This window comes from Streptomyces inusitatus, from assembly GCF_014651115.1.
Taxonomy (GTDB): Bacteria; Actinomycetota; Actinomycetes; order Streptomycetales; family Streptomycetaceae; genus Streptomyces; species Streptomyces amakusaensis.
Genome location: NZ_BMWG01000025.1, coordinates 39655 through 59492 on the forward strand (window position 1 = coordinate 39655; position 19838 = coordinate 59492).

The 19838-nt window shown below is 70.2% G+C and carries 15 protein-coding genes, 4 tRNA genes, 1 other RNA gene and 1 pseudogene; 12 read left to right on the forward strand and 9 right to left on the reverse strand.

What is annotated here, in order from left to right:
- The first annotated feature begins 100 nt into the window (after positions 1 to 100).
- From IE247_RS28645 to IE247_RS34595, 3 genes and pseudogenes are all read left to right on the forward strand, one after another.
- Entirely contained in the window at positions 101 to 496 is a 396-nt protein-coding gene (locus IE247_RS28645; protein WP_190126221.1) for a hypothetical protein, read from the forward strand.
- A gap of 943 nt (positions 497 to 1439) precedes the next feature.
- Positions 1440 to 1994, forward strand: a complete 555-nt coding sequence (locus tag IE247_RS28650) for a TIR domain-containing protein (RefSeq protein WP_190126222.1) — start codon at positions 1440 to 1442, stop codon at positions 1992 to 1994.
- A gap of 113 nt (positions 1995 to 2107) precedes the next feature.
- Positions 2108 to 2433, forward strand: a pseudogene (locus tag IE247_RS34595) (site-specific integrase); the annotation flags it as partial.
- A gap of 287 nt (positions 2434 to 2720) precedes the next feature.
- Here the strand turns inward: IE247_RS34595 and IE247_RS28655 are convergent.
- Positions 2721 to 2808 (reverse strand) — tRNA-Ser (locus IE247_RS28655).
- Between the two features lie 72 nt (positions 2809 to 2880).
- On the opposite strand from IE247_RS28655, the gene ffs reads away from it, so the two are divergent.
- From ffs to IE247_RS28685, 6 genes are all read left to right on the forward strand, one after another.
- Positions 2881 to 2979: signal recognition particle sRNA small type (gene ffs / locus IE247_RS28660), an RNA gene on the forward strand.
- Positions 2980 to 3060: 81 nt separating this feature from the next.
- Entirely contained in the window at positions 3061 to 5325 is a 2265-nt protein-coding gene (locus IE247_RS28665; protein WP_190126223.1) for a DNA polymerase III subunit gamma and tau, read from the forward strand.
- 59 nt (positions 5326 to 5384) lie between these two features.
- Complete coding sequence (purD, locus tag IE247_RS28670; protein WP_190126224.1) at positions 5385 to 6689, forward strand: phosphoribosylamine--glycine ligase; 1305 nt, start codon at positions 5385 to 5387, stop codon at positions 6687 to 6689.
- A gap of 295 nt (positions 6690 to 6984) precedes the next feature.
- Complete coding sequence (locus IE247_RS28675) at positions 6985 to 8670, forward strand: hypothetical protein (protein WP_190126225.1); 1686 nt, start codon at positions 6985 to 6987, stop codon at positions 8668 to 8670.
- Between the two features lie 248 nt (positions 8671 to 8918).
- On the forward strand, positions 8919 to 10376 hold the full coding sequence (locus tag IE247_RS28680) for a N,N-dimethylformamidase beta subunit family domain-containing protein (RefSeq protein ID WP_190126226.1): 1458 nt from the start codon (positions 8919 to 8921) through the stop codon (positions 10374 to 10376).
- Between the two features lie 95 nt (positions 10377 to 10471).
- Positions 10472 to 11374, forward strand: a complete 903-nt coding sequence (locus IE247_RS28685) for a phosphoribosylaminoimidazolesuccinocarboxamide synthase (RefSeq protein WP_190126227.1) — start codon at positions 10472 to 10474, stop codon at positions 11372 to 11374.
- 85 nt (positions 11375 to 11459) lie between these two features.
- On the opposite strand, the gene IE247_RS28690 is transcribed toward IE247_RS28685, so the two are convergent.
- From IE247_RS28690 to IE247_RS28725, 8 genes are all read right to left on the reverse strand, one after another.
- A tRNA-Gly gene (locus tag IE247_RS28690) sits at positions 11460 to 11532 on the reverse strand.
- 22 nt (positions 11533 to 11554) lie between these two features.
- Positions 11555 to 12163 (reverse strand): response regulator transcription factor, encoded by a 609-nt coding sequence (locus IE247_RS28695; RefSeq protein ID WP_190126228.1) that lies wholly within the window; start codon positions 12161 to 12163, stop codon positions 11555 to 11557.
- Position 12164: 1 nt separating this feature from the next.
- On the reverse strand, positions 12165 to 13538 hold the full coding sequence (locus tag IE247_RS28700; protein WP_229869418.1) for a sensor histidine kinase: 1374 nt from the start codon (positions 13536 to 13538) through the stop codon (positions 12165 to 12167).
- A gap of 40 nt (positions 13539 to 13578) precedes the next feature.
- Positions 13579 to 14451, reverse strand: coding sequence for an ABC transporter permease (locus IE247_RS28705; protein WP_190126229.1), 873 nt, complete (start codon positions 14449 to 14451; stop codon positions 13579 to 13581).
- A 1-nt stretch (position 14452) separates the two neighbouring features.
- Positions 14453 to 15370 carry an ABC transporter ATP-binding protein gene (locus IE247_RS28710; RefSeq protein ID WP_190126230.1) on the reverse strand — a complete coding sequence of 306 codons (918 nt, stop codon included), beginning with the start codon at positions 15368 to 15370 and terminating at the stop codon, positions 14453 to 14455.
- A 207-nt stretch (positions 15371 to 15577) separates the two neighbouring features.
- Positions 15578 to 15650: transfer RNA gene (locus IE247_RS28715), tRNA-Gly, on the reverse strand.
- Positions 15651 to 15728: 78 nt separating this feature from the next.
- Positions 15729 to 15800, reverse strand: a tRNA-Gly gene (locus IE247_RS28720).
- A 121-nt stretch (positions 15801 to 15921) separates the two neighbouring features.
- On the reverse strand, positions 15922 to 16263 hold the full coding sequence (locus IE247_RS28725) for a histone-like nucleoid-structuring protein Lsr2 (RefSeq protein WP_190126231.1): 342 nt from the start codon (positions 16261 to 16263) through the stop codon (positions 15922 to 15924).
- A gap of 334 nt (positions 16264 to 16597) precedes the next feature.
- On the opposite strand from IE247_RS28725, the gene purS reads away from it, so the two are divergent.
- Genes purS through purL form a run of 3 tightly spaced genes read left to right on the forward strand, consistent with a single transcriptional unit; the run spans position 16598 to position 19766 of the window.
- Entirely contained in the window at positions 16598 to 16843 is a 246-nt protein-coding gene (purS, locus tag IE247_RS28730) for a phosphoribosylformylglycinamidine synthase subunit PurS (RefSeq protein WP_190126232.1), read from the forward strand.
- Entirely contained in the window at positions 16840 to 17520 is a 681-nt protein-coding gene (gene purQ, locus IE247_RS28735; protein ID WP_190126233.1) for a phosphoribosylformylglycinamidine synthase subunit PurQ, read from the forward strand. Before purS ends, purQ begins: the two co-directional genes overlap by 4 nt.
- A complete protein-coding gene (gene purL / locus IE247_RS28740; protein WP_190126234.1) occupies positions 17517 to 19766 on the forward strand; it encodes a phosphoribosylformylglycinamidine synthase subunit PurL in 2250 nt (749 codons plus the stop codon). Before purQ ends, purL begins: the two co-directional genes overlap by 4 nt.
- The last annotated feature ends 72 nt before the right edge of the window (positions 19767 to 19838 follow it).

Consider the following 19838-nt stretch of genomic DNA (forward strand, 5'->3'; position numbering starts at 1 on the left):
GAGTGATTCCTGATCTTCGCTAATCGCTGTGACCCGCCTGGGCGGCGCTGGTGCCGCTGGTGATGATCTGCGCGTCCCAGGTGTTCGCCGCTCACTGCCGATGGCCTTTCTGGCGGTCGGCACCGCTGTGGTCTTCACCGACGCGGTGTACGCGGCGGTGCTCTACGGGCCGTCCCCGGCCGCCCGTCGCATCCCGGTGGTGGGTGTGCTGTTCACGGTGGCCGCGACGGTCGGGTTCGTCCTGTGGACCAGGTCGGCGGAGGGTCTGCTGCTCGGGACGGTCGTGGGGCTGGCCGAGATGTGCCGACTCATCGGTCTGCTCCGCGACTGCGCGGACGAAGGAGCGCCGCTGTCCGTGCCCACTGACCTGGCGGCGTACCGCATTGTCCAAGGGTCGCTGACGAACGCTCTCAAACTCCGAGCCCGACGAGGTGCGGATCGCGCTGGAGCAGGCTCCGGAAGGGACGCTGACCATGAGTGTGACCAGTGCGTATAGGCGCTGGTCGGGCCCGCGCATTATCGAGTATGTCTCTGACGGTCCATCGGGCAGCCTTGGTCAAGATCGCAGAAAGCAGCGGTTGCTGCCCTGTGACTCGGCCGACCAGAGGCCCGGAACGGGGGCGGTTTAAGTGATCACTGTCCCGCTGCTTAGCCGAACTTCAGCCGCCTTCAGTCGCGCGACAGGTCGGGGTTCGACCCTTACCTCAATCCTGCTATGAAGGTGAACGCCGCGAGGCCCATCAAAGAAATTACGCAATATCGAAATGTGTTGATTGCCGACCGGAGGTATCGGTGGCGCTGTGAATGCTGAAGGATATCGGTCCATAGTTCTGCTGTAGCGTGACTCAGGATGGAGTCTAAGCTTAGATTCTTGACTTTTCTGGAGAAGTCACTGTTGCCGTCAATGGATTTGAGTGTGTCGCCCCAGTTGAATAGAAACCTGGACGGAATCTCGGCTGAGTGTAAAGATCGTGTTGTCTTGCGTGTCGCGATGGCGTTGATCGACCCCCAAAGGCTTCGCAGAATAAGTGCCAGCGTTAGAGCTGTCAGGGCGGCGAATATTGATTCGATCCACAAATTTCGGGGAGTATTGGCGGTTTTTAGGTGGTAGTTGACGAGCAGCAGCGAACCGGTCGCCAAGACGGCATTGGCGCTAAGTAGCACCGATGCTCGAGTGGACGTAGACGAACGTAGCCGGTCGTATCTGTCGATGTGCCATTTCGTGAGATCCAATAGGTCTGAGCTAGACATCGGGGCACTCGTGGTCTGGTAGGGAGTCGGTGGGTTTGGTCGACTCTGGCCTGATTGCGGTTGCTCCGCATGGGATTCCTCGGCCACTAGGTTCCCCTCTCCTGTCCTGCAGGCGCAGATCGGAGCGATCGCCGCTTCAGTGGGGCGCTTCACCGGTCGACTAGCCTAGGGGATTGCATGGTGAAGGTGTGGTATTCGCGAAACAGCAGCCTGATCGCTCATGCATAAAAGGGGATGAAGTGGCTCAAATTTTCCTCAACTATCGCAGAGAGGGTGGCGCCTACGCGGCGGCCCTACTCGACGAGTTGCTTTCCGATCGTTTCGGAGAAGATCAAGTATTCCGTGCTGCCAGGTCTATACCGCCTGGATCGGATTACTCGGAATCAATACTTGCGGCTGTGGCTGAATGTGAAGTGTTGCTGGTGATTGTAGATTCTGGATGGTTGGAGAAATTCGAGTCAGAAGCTAGCGATCTGCCCGCCGAGCGAGACTGGGTTCAGCGTGAGATCGAGGAGGGGTTTAAGTGCGAGCGGATAATTGTTCCCGTACTGTTGTCCGGCGTTAAGCGCTTGAGTGAAAAGAGCCTCCCGGGAGCCATGGCCCCCGTGGCGCGGCTGCAATATTTAAGGTTCGACTATCGAAATATCCGGCAGGATGTCGGCTTTATGGCTGAACAGCTTGTCAGGGTGTGTCCGGAGATTGGGGCATTCGAAATAGCGGCATCAGTTGAGAAGCCTGATTAAAATACCTGATGGGCGATAATTTTGAGGCTTCTATTGCATGCTTTCAGTGGCATGGGCCGTGGTGAAGGTGAAGAATCTCAGCTGCACCTCGTACTAGACATCTCGGTTCTCGCCAGCTGGATCGGCTGGAGCCCAAGCATCTGGAGAGCCTGTACCGCCGAATACAGGGCAGTGGAAGCAAGGAGAGCAGCACCCACTGGGCACACCGGACGGCCCACACCGCGCTGGGTGAGGTGGTGTGGCGGGGGCACGCTGCGAAGGGCGCGGCGATCGCTGGCGAAGCCTCCCCAGGTTGAGGGGGGCGAAGAAGAGGTGGAGCCCCACTTGGTCGAGGAGGTGCAGAGCCTTCTACGCAGGCGACCTAAGCGCCGGAACAGCGCTCGGTGGACGCTGTCGCTGGCCTCTGGCCTGCTCCAGGAGGGAGACGCTCGGCCTGCGGTAGTCCGATGTCGATCTGGAGAACATGTGCCTGAAGCTGCGCCGCAACCGGCTGCGGCCGATGGTCGGCCGTCCGGTGTACCGCGAGAGTGGGCACATGTGAGAGGCCGGCTGAGCGCTGCTGGCGCGGATCGCCGAGTGGATCGCGTCGGACGCTAGCGGTCGCCCAGGCTATGCACCGTGTCCACTGCCCTCTTCGATGCCATCCCCCGGCGGACTGAGACGGAGAAACGTCGAAGGCCCCGCTGCGAGCAGCGGGGCCTTCGACGTTAGTGCCCGGTGAGGCACTGGCGGAGGATACGAGATTCGAACTCGTGAGGGGTTGCCCCCAACACGCTTTCCAAGCGTGCGCCCTAGGCCACTAGGCGAATCCTCCGCCGCAAACAATACAAGACGTTGAGGGGTGCTAGCGAACTCGTTCGCACCCCCGGGGATCAGGTACCCTGTGCGGAGCCCCTCACGTGGCGCTATCTGACTGAACTCCCCCAGGGCCGGAAGGCAGCAAGGGTAGGTCGGCTCTGGCGGGTGCGTGGGGGGCGCTTGCGTTTACGGGGGCGTGGGGGAGCGCGGGGGTGGCGGGGGTCGGAGCGGGGCACGGTTGTCGGTGGGTCCCGATAACCTCGTAGATGTGTCGTCCCTTGCGCTGTACCGCCGCTATCGCCCCGAGTCCTTCGCCGAGGTCATTGGGCAGGAGCATGTCACCGACCCGTTGCAGCAGGCCCTGCGGAACAACCGGGTCAATCACGCGTACCTGTTCAGCGGGCCGCGCGGGTGCGGGAAGACGACCAGTGCGCGCATCCTGGCCCGTTGTCTGAACTGTGAGCAGGGGCCGACGCCCACTCCCTGCGGGGAGTGCCAGTCCTGTCGTGACCTGGCGCGGAACGGGCCGGGGTCGATCGATGTCATCGAGATCGACGCCGCTTCGCACGGTGGTGTGGACGACGCGCGTGACCTGCGGGAGAAGGCGTTCTTCGGGCCCGCGGGCAGCCGGTACAAGATCTACATCATCGATGAGGCGCACATGGTCACCCCGCAGGGCTTCAACGCCCTGCTGAAGGTGGTCGAGGAGCCGCCGGAGCACCTCAAGTTCATCTTCGCGACCACCGAGCCCGAGAAGGTCATCGGCACGATCCGGTCGCGTACGCACCACTACCCCTTCCGGCTGGTCCCCCCGGGCACCCTGCGCGAATACCTGGGCGAGGTGTGCGGCAGGGAGGGGATTCCCGTCGCGGACGGGGTTCTGCCGCTGGTCGTGCGGGCCGGGGCCGGGTCCGTGCGGGACTCGATGTCGGTGATGGATCAGCTGCTGGCCGGAGCGACCGAGGAGGGTGTGACCTATGCCATGGCCACCGGTCTCCTCGGATACACGGACGGATCGCTGCTCGACGCCGTCGTGGACGCCTTCGCGGCGGGTGACGGCGCGGCCGCGTTCGAGGTCGTGGACCAGGTCATCGAGGGAGGGAACGACCCGCGCCGCTTCGTCGCCGACCTGCTGGAGCGGCTGAGGGATCTGGTGATCCTCGCCGCCGTGCCGGACGCGGCGGAGAAGGGGCTGATCGACGCCCCGGTCGATGTGGTCGAGCGGATGCAGGCGCAGGCCTCCGTCTTCGGCGCGGCCGAGCTGAGCCGGGCCGCTGACCTGGTCAACACCGGGCTCACCGAGATGCGCGGCGCCACCTCCCCCCGGCTCCAGCTGGAGCTGATCTGCGCCCGGGTGCTGCTGCCCGCCGCCTTCGACGACGAGCGCTCCACACAGGCCAGGCTCGACCGGCTGGAGCGTGGGGCCGCGAGCCGCCCGGCGGCCCCCGGTCCGGCGCCCGTCTTCTCGGCCGGTCCGCCCGGACCCGCCATGGGGTACGTCCCCGGTGCGGCGGCCGCTCCGCACATGCCGGGCCCGGACGGGCCCGTCGCACCTCCGGCCGCCGTGGCCCCGCCCGTACCGGAGGCCGCGCCCGCCCCCGCGCCCCCGGCGGAGCAGGGGCAGGGGCAGGAGAGCCAGGCCAGCCGTCCGGGCGGCTGGCCCACCGCCGCCGCGCCCGCCGCGCCCAGCGCTCCCGAGACACCCGCCCCCGACGCCGCGCGCAGGCCGGGCGGCTGGCCCACCGCCTCCACACCGGGACAGGGCCCCCGGCCCGCCGCCGCCCAGCCGCAGGCACCGGCCCCGCAGGCACCGGCGCAAGCCCAGGTCCAGGCCCAGGCGACGGCCCCGGCCGCGCAGTCGGTGAGCATGGCCCAGGGCGCGGGGCAGGTCCGCAACATGTGGCCGGAGATCCTGGAGGCCGTCAAGAACCGCCGCCGCTTCACCTGGATCCTGCTCAGCCAGAACGCCCAGGTCACCGGCTTCGACGGCACCACCCTCCAGATCGGCTTCATCAACGCGGGCGCCCGGGACAACTTCTCCGGCAGCGGCAGCGAGGAAGTGCTGAAGCAGGCGCTCGCCGAGCAGTTCCATGTGCAGTGGAAGATCGAGGCGATCATCGACCTCTCCGGCGGATCCGCCGGCCCCGGCAGCAGCGGCTTCGGAGGCGGCGGAGCCGGTGGCGCAGGTGGAGCCGGTGGCGGAGGAGGCGGCTTCGGCGGCCGGCCGGCCCAGCCCGTGGCACCCGCCCCCCACCCCGCCGCGCCCGCCCCGGCCCCCCAGTACCAGCAGGCACCGCCGCAGGCGGCCCCCCCGCGTACCCCCGCGGAGCAGCCCGGACCGCAGGCCCCCCGCCCCGCCGCCGAGCCGCCGCGTGCCGCGCCCGCCCCGGCGTACAGCCCGCCGCCGGTCTCCCCCGAGGACGACGTCCCCGAGGACGACGACCCCGATCTCGTCGACTCCGCGCTCTCCGGGCACGAGCTGATCGTGCGCGAGCTGGGCGCGACCGTGGTGGAGGAATACACAAACGAGTAGGGGGGACCCGTTAGGAGGGGAGTACAGGGCCGACGACGGCGGCGGTTAGGCTGACTGCCGTGAAGGTCCTCGTCATCGGCGGCGGCGCCCGCGAACATGCCCTGTGCCGCTCTTTCTCTCTCGACCCCGACGTCACCGCTGTGCACTGCGCGCCCGGCAACGCCGGCATCGGCGAGGTCGCAGAACTGCACCCGGTCGACGCGCTGGACGGCGAAGCCGTCGCCCGGCTCGCCGGCGAACTGGAGGCGTCCCTCGTCGTCGTCGGCCCCGAGGCGCCACTCGTCGCCGGAGTCGCCGACGCCGTGCGCGCGGCCGGCGTCCCCTGCTTCGGCCCCTCCGGCGAGGCCGCCCGGCTGGAGGGCTCCAAGGCCTTCGCCAAGGACGTGATGGCCGCCGCCGGCGTGCCCACCGCCCGCAGCTACGTCTGCACCACCCCCGAGGAGATCGACGAGGCCCTCGACGCCTTCGGCGCTCCCTACGTCGTCAAGGACGACGGCCTCGCGGCCGGGAAGGGCGTCGTCGTCACCGACGACCTCGCCGCCGCCCGCGAACACGCCCTCGCCTGTGGCCGCGTAGTGATCGAGGAGTTCCTCGACGGCCCCGAGGTCTCCCTCTTCGCCATCACCGACGGCGTGACCGTCCTCCCGCTCACCCCGGCGCAGGACTTCAAGCGCGCCCTCGACGGCGACGCCGGCCCCAACACCGGCGGGATGGGCGCGTACTCGCCCCTGCCCTGGGCCGACCCCAAGCTGGTCGACGAGGTCATGGCCACCGTCCTCCAGCCCACCGTCGACGAGCTGCGCCGCCGGGGCACCCCGTTCGCCGGACTGCTGTACGCCGGGCTCGCGATCACCTCGCGCGGCGTGCGGGTCATCGAGTTCAACGCGCGCTTCGGCGACCCGGAGACCCAGGTGGTGCTGGCACGGCTGCGCACCCCGCTCGCCGGTGTGCTGCTCCACGCGGCCAACGGCACGCTGGACGACCAGCCGCCGCTGCTCTGGCGCGAGGACGCCGCCGTCACCGTGGTCGTGGCCTCCCACAACTACCCGGGCACCCCGCGCACCGGCGACCCGATCGAGGGACTGGCCGAGGTGGCGGAGCTGGACGCTCCGCACGCGTACGTCCTGCACGCCGGGACCAGGCGCGACGGTGACGCGGTCGTGAGCGCGGGCGGGCGGGTCCTCTCCGTCACCGCGATCGGACGCGATCTGCGGCAGGCGCGGGAGCGCGCGTACGAGGCGGTGGGCCGGATCCGTCTGGACGGCTCCCAGCACCGCACGGACATCGCCCGAACGGTCGCGGAGGCCGCGGAGGCGACGGCGGAGAGGGTGGCAGGGGCGGCCGCGGAGGCCGTCCAGGCCTGATCACCGGGGCCGCCGCGGCCCCGGCGGCCCCGCTCCCGGAGGACCACCCCGTACCCTCCCGGCCCACCGGGCCCGGGAGGGGACGCCCGACGCCCCACCCCCGCCAGCACCTTTACCCAAAGCCATTCCATCGGGTGACGACTGCGCCATCCGGATGACGTCCGGCCAACCCCCAACTAGGGTGCGGCGAAGGCATTCCGGCACTTGGCCCACCGGCATTGCGATGTCAGTGGCGGGTGCCACAGTGGGGGAGTGCACCCAGACCGTCACAGGGCAGAGGGGGTGATGACCGACCGTGTCCGATATCGATATCGGTGAGTCGATCGGCGCGCAGGCCGCGCGCTCGCGGGCGCTCGCCGTGCTGCGGGTCCGCAGCCGGGCCCTCGCCGCCGCCCTGCTGCCCACGGCCGTCGCCGTGGTGCTGCTCGTCGGCGACGGCACCGGCCATATGCGCGGCGAGGGCTGGGACGCCGCCCGCTGGTTCACCGGGGTCCTCGCGGTGATCGTGCTGCTGCTCGCGGCGGTGGTGACGGCCGTGATCGTACGGGCGTCCCCCGCCCTCAGCCCCACCGTCGACCTCACCGAGCGCGCCGCCCCCGATCTGTACCGGCTGGTCAGAGATCTGGCCGAGCGGCTCGACGTCCCCGCGCCCTCAGCGCTCGCGCTCACCCCCGACTGCGACAGCTGGCTGGAGGACCGGACCCACCCCGCCCACGCCCTCCCGCACGCCCTGCGCCACCGCGGCGGCCGGCGCACCGCCGAGGCCCCCGTTCTGGTGATCGGCTCGCCCTTTCTGTGGTGGATGCGGGTCGCCGAGCTGCGGGCCCTCCTCGCCCCCGTCGTCGCCGGCACCGCGCCGTCCGCGCAGCCCGACATAGCCGCGGCCCGCAGGTTCGTCCGAGGGCTGGACGCGGCGGTCGCGGTCGCCGCGAGCCCTCCGCCGCGCCGGTTCATATCCCCCGTCCGATTCATCCGGAAGGCGGCGTTCGGCTTTGTCGGCCGCGTGGCCCGGATGCTGCTGCACAGCTGCCAGCTGTACGCGGGCGAGATGGAGCGCGGGGTCGCGGCCGCCGCCTCCGAGCGCGCCCAGACCGTCGACTACGGGCTGCGGATCGTCGCCCAGGAGCAGGTCGGCCTGGCCTACGCCGGATGGGACCGGCTGCTGACCCGGGTCGCGCTGCCCGCCTGGCGGATGGGCCGCTGGCCCTCCCGGCTCGACGCGGGCGTGGTCTCCGCGCTCACCGAGCTGTCCCGCCGCGACCGGCTCGCCGAGGGCTTCGCCTCCCGGCTCGGCGACCGCCCCGCGTGCGACCTGCTGGAGGAGCCCGGCGCGGTGGACGAGGCCGCCTCCCTGCTCGCCGCCCGCCTCTTCCATGGCGGGCCCGCCGAGACCGGCGCCGACTGGGCCCCGGTGGACTGGCAGCAGTATCCGGAGGAGGTCGTGGACCGCAAGTGGCGCACCGAGGCGGCCCGGCTCCACCGGATCCTCGACGATCTGGGGGTCACCCCGTCGAGCCGCCCCGACGGCCCCACTCTCGACCGGGTGCTGGCGCACCTCACCAACAGCGGCGAGGACGCCGGGGAGAATCTCGCCGCCGCCATCGGCGCGGAGGTCGCCCGCGAGGAGGCGGCCCGCCAGCGGCCCCCGGCGGACGCGCTCCTCGCCACCAGCCCGGTGGACGTGCTCAACGGATGGGGCGCGGATCCGCTGCCCCTCTTCCCACTGCAACCGCCGCGCACCGGGCGGGAGCTGCTCGCCGACCATGTCATCGCCATGGTCTGCTGCGCCGCCGTCGACACCGCCGGTGCCGCCCCCGGCCTCGACTGGCTCGACGGCCCCGTGCTGCTGACCGGCGGCGTCCGCTGCGCCGAGCTGATGTCCCCCGTCCTCAGCCTCACGGAGGACGGCGACCCCAGCCCCCTGGGCGGCTGGCTCGCGGCGGTGGGCGTCCGCCCCGAGAAGCCCGTCCGCCTGGTCTAGCCCCCTGACCCCCTGACTCTCCAGCCCTCTGGCCCAGCCCTCGGTCCGGGCCCCTGCTCCGGGCCCGCCCAGCCCCCGGCCATGCCCTGTGGATACGGCCTGCGGAATCGTATCCCCGCCTCGCAACAATTCACGACGAAGGGTGACGGGCCGCGTGCGTTATGTGATGTGCTGGGGTCGGGCGTCGGGCGAGCGGCGCGGGGACGGCTGTTCGGCTGGGGCCGCCCGGGGGCGGCGAGGGAGGGCGCATGGGGGCGGAGCACAATCGGCGGTGGGAATCGGGCGCTCTGGCCCACGCCGTGTCCGACCCCTTCGGGCAGGGCCCGCTCCCCTGGCTGCGCGGCGCGGAGCAGTATGTGGGCGACGGCGGGAGAGCCGTCCCCTGGTACGCGGGGACCGAGCGGTCCGACAGCACCCGGGGCCCCCGCAGCGCCGACGACGTTCACCGCCAGATCAAGGGCTTCGCCTCCAACGGCGCGGTCGCCCCCGGTGAGTCGATCGACTTCCATGTCACCGTGGACCCGCCCCAGCAGTTCTCGGTCGACGTCTACCGCATCGGCCACTACGCGGGCCACGGCGCGTCGAAGATCACCACCAGCCCCCGGCTCTCCGGCATCGTCCAGCCGTCCCCGCTCGCCGCCAACCGCACGATCTCCTGCCACCACTGGTGGCTCTCCTGGCGGCTCCAGATCCCGTCCTACTGGGCGATCGGCGCGTATGTCGCCGTCCTCACCACCGCCGACGGCCACCGCTCCCACATCCCCTTCACCGTCCGCGACAGCCACCCCGCCGATCTGCTGCTCGTCCTCCCGGACATCACCTGGCAGGCGTACAACCTCTACCCCGAGGACGGCCGCACCGGCGCGAGCTTCTACCACGCCTGGGACGACGACGGCCGGCTCCTCGGCGAGAAGCACGCCGCCGTCACCGTCTCCTTCGACCGCCCCTACGCGGGCGCGGGCCTGCCCCTCCACATCGGCCACGCCTACGACTTCATCCGCTTCGCCGAGCGCTACGGCTACGACCTCGCCTACGCCGACGCCCGCGATCTGCACGCGGGCAACATCGACCCCACCCGCTACCGGGGCGTGGTCTTCCCCGGCCACGACGAGTACTGGTCGGCCCCCATGCGGCGTACGGTCGAAACCGCCCGCGACCACGGCACTTCGCTCGTCTTCCTCTCCGCCAACACCATGTACTGGCAGGTGGAGCTGGGCCCCTCGCCCTCCGGCGTGCCCGATCGGCTGCTCACCTGCCGCAAGCGCCGGGGCCCCGGCAAATCGGCCCTGTGGCGCGAGGTCGACCGGGCCGAACAGCATCTGCTCGGCATCCAGTACGCGGGCCGGGTGCCCGAACCCCACCCCCTGGTCGTACGGAACGCCCACCACTGGCTCTGGGAGGCGACCGGCGCGGCCGAGGGCGACGAACTGCCCGGCATGGTCGCGGCCGAGGCCGACCGCTACTTCCCGCGCATCTCGCTCCCCGAGAATCTGGACCGCATCCTGCTCGCCCACTCCCCCTACCGGGACGCCAAGGGCGTCACCCGCCACCAGGAGACCTCCCTCTACCGCGCCCCCTCAGGGGCCCTGGTCTTCGCCTCCGGCACCTTCGCCTGGTCCCCGGCGCTCGACCGGCCCGGCCATGTCGACTCCCGGGTGCAGCGCGCGACCGCCAACCTCCTGGACCGCATCTGCAAGCGCGACTGAGGCAGGCTCCGGCTCTCAGAGAGGCCCCGGCCTCCGCCCCCCTCCCCGGATACGGAAGAATCGGAATCATTCGTTCAGAACCACGGGGAGGAACCGTGTCCGGATTCGTAGAAAAGCCCGAACCGCTTCAGGTGCCGGGCCTGGTTCATCTGCACACCGGCAAGGTGCGCGACCTGTATCAGAACGAGGCGGGACAGCTCGTCATGGTCGCCAGCGACCGCATCTCCGCCTACGACTGGGTGCTGCCCACGGAGATCCCCGACAAGGGGCGGGTACTCACCCGGCTCTCCCTCTGGTGGTTCGACCAGCTCGCCGATCTCGTCCCCAACCATGTGATCTCCACCGAGCTGCCGCCCGGCGCGCCCGCCGAGTGGGAGGGCCGCACCCTCGTCTGCACCTCGCTGCGCATGATCCCCGTCGAGTGCGTCGCCCGCGGCTATCTCACCGGCTCCGGCCTCGCCGAGTACGAGCAGACCCGCACGGTCTGCGGTCTCGCCCTCCCCGAGGGGCTCACCGACGGCTCCGAACTCCCCGCGCCGATCTTCACCCCGGCGACCAAGGCCGCCGTCGGCGACCACGACGAGAACGTCAGCTACGAGGAGGTCGCCCGCCAGATCGGCGCGGAGACCGCCGCGCTGCTGCGGCAGACCACCGTCGCCGTCTACGACCGGGCCCGTGACATCGCCCGCGACCGGGGCATCATCCTCGCCGACACCAAGTTCGAGTTCGGCTTCGACGCCGACGGAAACCTGATCATCGCCGACGAGGTGCTGACCCCGGACTCCTCGCGCTTCTGGCCCGCCGCCGACTGGGAGCCGGGCCATGCCCAGCCCTCGTACGACAAGCAGTACGTACGGGACTGGCTCACCTCGCCCGCCTCCGGCTGGGACCGCCGGAGCGAGCAGCCGCCGCCCGCGCTCCCCCAGGAGATCGTGGACGCGACCCGGGCGAAGTATCTGGAGGCGTACGAGCTGCTCACCGGCGTCCGCTGGGCCTGAGCGCTCTCCCGGCGCCGTCCTCCCGGAGGGCGCCGGGCATGACAAAGGCCCCGATCCTCAGAGAGGACCGGGGCCTTTGAACCGGAGCGGACGACCAGGTTCGAACTGGCGACCTCAACCTTGGCAAGGTTGCGCTCTACCAACTGAGCTACGTCCGCATGCGCCGTGGCGCGAGGCCAACTATACCCAACCGCGTCGGCGCGCGAGACGGGCCGCCGTGTGACGGTTCTCCGCACCCAGCTTTGAAGCGGCCGAGGAGAGGTAGTTCCGTACGGTCCCCTGCGACAGCGACGCCCGCTCCGCGATCTCCGCTATCGGCGCGCCGTCCGCCGCCAGGTCCAGCACCTCCGCCTCCCGGGCGGTCAGCGGGGAGTCCCCGGCGGAGATCGCGTCGGCCGCCAACTCGGGGTCCACATAGCGGTTTCCGGCATGGACGGCGCGGATGATCTCGGCGAGCCGCTGGGCGCTCAGAGTCTTGGGGACAAACCCCCGCACACCGGCTGTGAGTGCCCGCTTCAGATGCCCCGGCAGCCCATGACTGGTGACGATCATCGTCCGGCAGTCCGGGAGTTCGGCCCGGAGAGTTGTGGCGACTGTCACACCGTCCGCGCCCGGCATCTGGAGATCGAGCACCGCGACATCGGGCCGGTGGACCAGCGCCATCGCGATCGCCTCGGTCCCGGAAGCGGCCTCGGCGACCACCTCAAGATCGTCCTCCAGTGCGAGCAGCGCGGCCAGCGCGCCCCGGATGAGGTGCTCGTCGTCGGCGAGAAGCACACGGACGGTCATCTCACGCCCCCTCTTCCGACAGCACCGACAGCACCGGCAGCACCGGCAGCACCGGCAGCGCCGACAGCGGCACCCGGGCCGTGAGCCGGAAGTGCCCGGGGCGGGCGTGGCCCGCCTCCAGTACGCCGCCCACGGCGGAGAGCCGCTCCCGCAGTCCGGCGAGACCCGACCCCGGCCTCCCGGCCGAGTCGAAGCCGGAGCCGGTGATGCCTGTGACGCCCGGGCCCGCGTCGGACGAGCCCGCGACGCCGGAGCCGGTGCCGGACGAGCCCGCGACGCCCGAACCGGTACCGGCCCCGGCGGCCCCCGGCGGATTCTGGGCAGCTCCGTCGTTCTCCACGATCAGCAGCGCCGCGCCGTCCACGGCCCCCAGCGAGATGGTGCAGCGCCGGGTGTCCCCGTGTCGCAGCACATTGGTGGTGGCCTCCCGAACCACCCACCCCAGCGCGGAGCGGACCTCGTCCCGCAGCTCCAGCTCGCCCACCACCACCGTGCAGGCGATCCCGGCCGCGTCCAGCACCCCCCGCGCCCCCTCCAGCTCCACCTTCAGATCCGCCTCGCGGTAGCCGCGTACGACCTCGCGCACCTCGCGCTGGGTCTCCCGGGCGATGCGCTGGACCTCCAGCATCTGGTCCACGGCCTCCGGCCGCCCGCGCCGGGACAGCTGGACGGCCAGTTCGCTCTTGAGCGCGACCACGGCCAGATTCCGGCCCATGACATCGTGCAGATCGCGCCCGAAGCGCAGCCGCTCCTCCGCGACCGCGAGCCGTGCCTGCACATCGCGGGCCTCCCGCAGCTCCCACATCACCGAGAGAATCCACATCGACGCCCGGGTGCCGAACGCCATCCAGGCCGCCATGAACCCGATGAACAGGGTGCTGAACAGGCTCTGCCACGCCGTCATCCCGGCCGCCATGAACAGGGCGAACAGCAGCGCGGCACCGATCGACTGGATCAGCGCGGTGACCTTGACCGGCACCAGCAGGGCGTGCACGGCGGCCGGGGCGATCAGTCCCATGGCCAGCGCCGTCGCCAGCAGATCGGGGCCCGCCATGCTCGCCAGCACTCCCGCGAGGGTGAGAGCGGCGGCGGTCATCGCCAGGGACCAGCAGAGCAGCTTCCGGGACACCCGGCCCTGCCCCAGATAGGCGTCCATCGCGTGCCGGGCGAGCCGGGCGCAGACCACGCCTTCCGCGAGCGCCAGCACCGGCCCGGCCGCCACGAGCGGCACGGGCGCGTTCCGGCGCACCGGGTCCGACAGCAGCAGCGCCACCAGCATCAGCACGCCCGTCCACAGGATCAGATAGACGGTGCCCCGGCTGTACAGATCCACCTTGGCCAGCCGGCTGCGCCCGCTCCAGCCCTTCACCCTCACCCGCACGGCAAACCCCAGCACTCCACCCGGTCGGACGCGATCAGCGTCGCGGTTCCCAGCGGAACCACCGTCGAACAGCAAACACCGAGAGCGGGACCCACACCAGCGCTGTGAGCGCGGCGGTCGTCGCCTCCCCGCGTTCTACGCCGCCCAGCCAGCCGGCCCGTACCAGGGTCATCACCCCGGTCAGCGGGAGCAGCTCGCAGAACGACGCGATCTTCTCGGGCATCAGCTCCAGCGGTACGAAGAGCCCCGAGCCGCCGAGCGAGATCATGAACAGCGGCATCGTGGTGATCTGCGCGCTCTCCACGGTCCGGGTCACCGCCGCCGTGACCGCCGACAGGGCGGCCATCAGCACCATGCCGAGTGCGATGCCCACGACCAGCAGATCCAGGCTCTTCGGGGCGGTCAGATCGAGAAAGGCGATGCCGCCGGCCACCAGCAGCGCGCACTGGGCGACCGCCAGTCCGAAGGCGGGCAGCGCGGTCCCGACGAGGATCTCGTGGTCCGCGACCTCGCCGGTGCGCAGCCGCTTGAGCACCAGCTCCTCGCGCCTGGCCACATAGGCGGAGACGAGGTTGAGATGGACGACCAGGATCAGCACCATGCCGATCCCGCCGGTCATCGCGGCCTCGCCGACGCTCATCCCGGCCTCGCCGAGGTCGGCCCGGTCGAGCGAGGCCTTCATGGCCGCCACCATCAGCGCGGGCATCAGCAGCGCCACGAAGAGGGCGGTCCGATTCCGCAGGAGCAGGGTCAGCTCGGCCCGTCCGAGACCGGCCATCCTGCCCGCCGCCGTGGTCCTCGCCCCGTCGGCCCGGCCGCGCGCCCGGCGCGCTCCGCCCGGCCCGCCCGTGTTCGTGCCCGTCCCGCTCGTCCCGCCCGTGTTCGTCCCGCTCGCTGTCGTCGTCATGTCACACACCCGCCATGTCGTTCCGCGCGATCTCCAGAAAGGCTTCTTCGAGGGAGGCCGACCGCGCGTCGAGCCCCTCCAGCCTGATGCCGGACTCCTCGGCCCACCGGAGCAGTTCGCCCAGTGACTCCTGGAGGTGCTGGGTGCGGATCGAGACCCGGGGTCCCTCGGCGGCGGCGTGCAGCGAGAGCGGCAGCCGGCCCGCCGGCACTCCGTCGGGGAGGGTGAAGCGGATCCGGGCCGGCCGGGAGCCGGTCACCTCGGCGGGGGTGCCGGTGGCCACGATCCGGCCCTTGTTCATGATCGCCAGCCGGTCGGCGAGCGATTCGGCCTCTTCCAGATAGTGAGTGGTCAGCAGCACGGTGGTGCCGGTGTCGCGCAGTGCCCGCACCAAGTCCCAGGTGTCGCGGCGGCCTTCCGCGTCCAGTCCGGTGGTCGGCTCGTCGAGGAAGAGCACCTCGGGTCGGCCCAGCAGCGCCAGGGCGAAGTCCAGCCGCCGCCGTTCGCCGCCGGAGAGCTGTTTGACGCGTACACCGGCCCGGTCGGTGAGCCCGACCAGCCCCAGCGCCTCGGCGGGCGGGCGCGCGCCGCTGGTGCAGCGGGCCCACATCGCGGCGGTCTCGGTCACGGTCAGATCGGAGGGGAAGCCGCCCTCCTGGAGCATCACGCCGATCCGGGGGCGCACGGCGGCGCGCTCGCGGTACGGGTCGTGGCCGAGGACGCGTACGGTTCCGGCGTCGGGGGCGGCGAGGCCCTCCAGCAGCTCGACGGTGGAGGTCTTGCCCGCGCCGTTCGTTCCGAGCAGGGCGAAGATCTCGCCGCGTGCCACTGAGAGGGAGATCCCGCTCACGGCTTCAAAGCCCCCCGCGTAGCTTCGCCGCAGGCCGTCCACCGTGATCACATGCTGGTCCGTGGTCATGACTGAAGGATTCCGCCGCCGGGCGGGCGGGGGCAGTGCGGGCTGTCACCGGTCGGGCTGACAAATGTCATACACGGATGACAGGCCCCTGACAACAGAACACCCACCGGCCCACCGCACGCCCACCGAGCCGGTGAACCCTGCCCGCACACGAACGCACACGAAGAAGACCCCGATTCTGATTCAGAATCGGGGTCTCATACTCTGAGCGGACGACCAGGTTCGAACTGGCGACCTCAACCTTGGCAAGGTTGCGCTCTACCAACTGAGCTACGTCCGCATGCCGCCACTCGGCTTTCACCGGGTGGTGCGACCATCACTCTACCTGATCCACCGGAGTGGTCGGTAAGGCGATGAGAGCGGGTGACAGGAATTGCACACTGCGCCTTCCCCCTGGAAGGGGGATGTTCTGCTACTGAACTACACCCGCACGCTGCTGAGGTGGGGCCTTCTCGGCCTTGCCCCTCGGCGTGATCCAAACTCTAGCGGACGGTGGGGGGTGCTGCGCAACTTGAGATCCACTTCGATGTCGCGCGCGCCGTCCGCCTCGCTCAACTCGCTTCGCGGAATGCCTCGTAGACCGCCTTGGGGATGCGTCCCCGGGCCGGCACGTCCATCTTGTTGGACTGCGCCCAGGCCCGTACGGCGGCGGGCGCGGGCTCCAGCGCGGTGTGCGTGTAGGTGAGCGGCCGCCCGGGCCGGCCGCGCTTCGCGCCGCCCACCTGCTTCCTGGCGGCGGTCAGGTAGGGGGCCAGGGCCTTGCGCAGTTTCTTTGCATTGGCGGGATTGAGGTCGATCTCGTACGACTTCCCGTCCAGGCCGAACCTGACCGTTTCCGCCGCTTCTCCGCCGTCGATGTCGTCGAAGAGCGTGACCACTACTCGTTGAGCCACGGATATCGGTCCTTTCCCGAGGCATCCCGCATCGTCACTGGCTCTGACATGCGGCGATACCAGCATTCCGGCTGTCGAGAGGGTAAAACCTCCGCCCTCTGCATTCCTTTGTACAGCGATCGGTGGTGCATTGTGAAGCCCACCCAATTATGTGCGCGTGTCCGATCAATGACGAGCGGGTTATTTTCCGGGATTTTCGCCGGTGGTTACCTCGTCCGGCGGTGGCTTCGGAGCCTTGGGGAAGCATCGGAAATCCGCCCATATCTACGCGAGTAGATTTCTTGGCCGGGTACGCTGGGCGGACCGCCTTCGCACCACATCACCGGGAGTGCCCGTGGCACGCGTCGTAGTCGACGTCATGCTCAAGCCCGAGATCCTCGACCCGCAGGGACAGGCGGTGCAGCGTGCGCTGCCCCGCCTCGGTTTCGACGGCATCGCGGACGTTCGTCAGGGCAAGCGTTTTGAACTGGAGGTGGAGGGGCCGGTCGACGAAGACGCCCTCGCCCGCATCCACAAGATGGCTGAAACGTTCCTCGCCAACACCGTCATCGAGGACTTCGTCGTGAGGGTGGAGTCGTGACCACTCGTGTCGGAGTCGTCACTTTCCCCGGCACGCTGGACGACCGGGACAGTCTGCGGGCCGTACGGCTCGCGGGCGCCGAGCCCGTCTCGCTCTGGCACCGCGACAAGGATCTGAAGCAGGTCGACGCCGTCGTCCTCGCCGGAGGCTTCTCCTACGGCGACTATCTGCGGGCCGGAGCCATTTCCCGGTTCTCGCCGGTGATGGAGACCGTCATCGAGCAGGCCAGGGCCGGTATGCCGGTGCTCGGCATCTGCAATGGCTTCCAGATCCTCACCGAGTCGCATCTGCTGCCGGGCGCCATGCTCCGCAACAACCACCTCCACTTCATCTGCCGCGACCAGAAGCTGCGGGTGGAGAACGCGGAGACCGCCTGGACCGCCGATTACGAAGCGGGCCAGGAGATCTCCGTACCGCTGAAGAACATCGACGGCCGTTACGTCGCCGACGAGCGGGTGCTGGACGAGCTGGAGGCCGAGGGCAGAGTCGCCTTCCGCTATCTCGACGGCAACCCCAACGGCTCGCTGCGCGACATCGCGGGCATCACCAACGCCGAGGGCAATGTCGTCGGTCTGATGCCCCACCCCGAGCACGCGGTGGAGCCGCTCATCGGCACCGGCCGCACCGACGGTCTCGCCTTCTTCACCTCCGTCATCAAGAAGCTGGTCACGGCATGAGCCTCGATACGGTCAAGCACGCAACCGACACGCCCGACGCCGACCAGCCCTGGGCCGAACTCGGCCTCAAGGAGGACGAGTACGCGCGGATCCGTGAGATCCTCGGCCGCCGTCCCACCGGGGCCGAGCTGGCGATGTACAGCGTCATGTGGTCCGAGCACTGCTCGTACAAGTCGAGCAAGGTCCATCTGAAGCAGTTCGGCGACAAGGCCCCCGAGAACGACGCCATGCTGGTGGGCATCGGCGAGAACGCCGGTGTGGTCGACGTCGGCCAGGGGTACGCGGTCACCTTCAAGGTCGAGTCGCACAACCACCCCTCCTACATCGAGCCCTACCAGGGCGCGGCCACCGGCGTCGGCGGCATCGTCCGCGACATCCTCGCGATGGGCGCGCGCCCGGTCGCCGTGGTCGACCCGCTGCGCTTCGGCGCGGCCGACCACCCCGACACCAAGCGGGTGCTGCCCGGGGTCGTCGCGGGCATCGGCGGCTACGGCAACTGCCTGGGTCTGCCGAACATCGGCGGCGAGGTCGTCTTCGACCCCTGCTACCAGGGAAACCCGCTGGTCAACGCGGGCTGCATCGGTGTGATGAAGCACGAGGACATCCACCTCGCGCAGGCCTCCGGCCCCGGCAACAAGGTCATCCTCTACGGTGCCCGCACCGGCGGCGACGGCATCGGCGGAGTCTCCGTCCTGGCCTCCGAGACCTTCGACGCGACCGGCCCGGCCAAGCGCCCCGCCGTCCAGGTCGGCGACCCCTTCCAGGAGAAGCTCCTCATCGAGTGCACCCTGGAGATCTTCGGCGAGAAGCTCGTCGCGGGCATCCAGGACCTCGGCGGCGCCGGGCTCTCCTGCGCCACCTCCGAGCTGGCGAGCGCCGGTTCCGGCGGTATGCGGGTCGATCTGGACACCGTGCCGCTGCGCGACGCGACCCTCTCGCCCGAGGAAATCCTCATGAGCGAGTCCCAGGAGCGCATGTGCGCGATCGTGGAGCCCGCGAAGGTCGCCCGTTTCCTGGAGATCTGCGAGAAGTGGGACGTGATCGCCACCGTCATCGGTGAGGTCACCGAGGGCGAGCGGCTGGAGATCTTCTGGCACGGCGAGCAGATCGTCGACGTACCGCCGCGCACCGTCGCCCACGAGGGCCCGGTCTACCACCGTCCGTACGCCCGTCCCGAGTGGCAGGACGCGCTCCAGGCGGACGACGCGGGCAAGCTGCCCCGCCCGGCCGGCTCCGCCGAGCTGCGTGAGCAGGTGCTGAAGCTGGTGGCCTCGCCGAACCAGGCGTCGAAGGCGTGGATCACCGATCAGTACGACCGGTTCGTCCAGGGCAACACCGTGCTGGCGCAGCCCGAGGACGCGGGCATGGTCCGGATCGACGAGAAGACCAACCTCGGCGTCGCCATGGCCACCGACGGCAACGGCCGGTACACCAAGCTCGACCCGTACACCGGGGCGCAGCTCGCGCTGGCCGAGTCGTACCGCAATGTGGCCGCGTCCGGCGCGCGTCCGCTCGCCGTCTCCGACTGCCTGAACTTCGGCTCCCCCGAGGACCCGGGTGTCATGTGGCAGTTCGCCGAGGCCACGCGTGGTCTCGCGGACGCGTGTCTGAAGCTGGGCACCCCGGTCACCGGCGGCAATGTGTCGCTGTACAACCAGACCGGCGACACCGCCATCCACCCGACGCCCGTCGTCGCGGTGCTCGGTGTGATCGACGACGTCAACCGGCGCACTCCGATCGCGTTCGCGGAGGAGGGCCAGCTGATCTACCTCCTCGGTGACACCAAGGAGGAGTTCGGCGGCTCCGCCTGGTCCCAGGTGATCCACGACCACCTCGGCGGTCTGCCGCCGGCCGTGGACCTGGACCGCGAGAAGCTGCTCGGCGAGATCCTGATCTCCGCCTCGCGCGACGGAATGATCGACGCGGCGCACGACCTCTCGGACGGCGGTCTGGTCCAGGCCGTGGTCGAGTCGTGTCTGCGCGGCGGCAAGGGCGCGCGGCTGGTCGTCCCGGACGGGCTGTCCGCGTTCACCTTCCTCTTCAGCGAGTCGGCGGGGCGCGCGATCGTCTCGGTGCCGCGCAGCGAGGAGCTGCGGTTCACCGACATGTGCGGGGCGCGCGGGCTGCCCGTCACCCGTATCGGCGTCGTGGACGGCGAAGAGGTCGAGGTCCAGGGTGAGTTCACCCTGCCGCTGGCCGAGCTGAAGCGGGCGCACGAGGAGACCATCCCGGCGCTGCTCGTCTGATCCACCCGGGCTGTACGGCCCGACCGCCTGTGCGGCGGAGCCCCCGCTTCCTCTCCGGAGCGGGGGCTCCGC

Bases quoted from the DNA above. Each gene is read 5' to 3' on its own strand.
- IE247_RS28645 (WP_190126221.1), top strand. From the start codon at position 101: ATGGCCTTTCTGGCGGTCGGCACCGCTGTGGTCTTCACCGACGCGGTG.
- IE247_RS28680 (WP_190126226.1), top strand. From the start codon at position 8,919: ATGGGGGCGGAGCACAATCGGCGGTGGGAATCGGGCGCTCTGGCCCAC.
- IE247_RS28695 (WP_190126228.1), bottom strand. From the start codon at position 12,163: ATGACCGTCCGTGTGCTTCTCGCCGACGACGAGCACCTCATCCGGGGC.
- IE247_RS28705 (WP_190126229.1), bottom strand. From the start codon at position 14,451: ATGACGACGACAGCGAGCGGGACGAACACGGGCGGGACGAGCGGGACG.
- IE247_RS28710 (WP_190126230.1), bottom strand. From the start codon at position 15,370: ATGACCACGGACCAGCATGTGATCACGGTGGACGGCCTGCGGCGAAGC.
- purL (WP_190126234.1), top strand. From the start codon at position 17,517: ATGAGCCTCGATACGGTCAAGCACGCAACCGACACGCCCGACGCCGAC.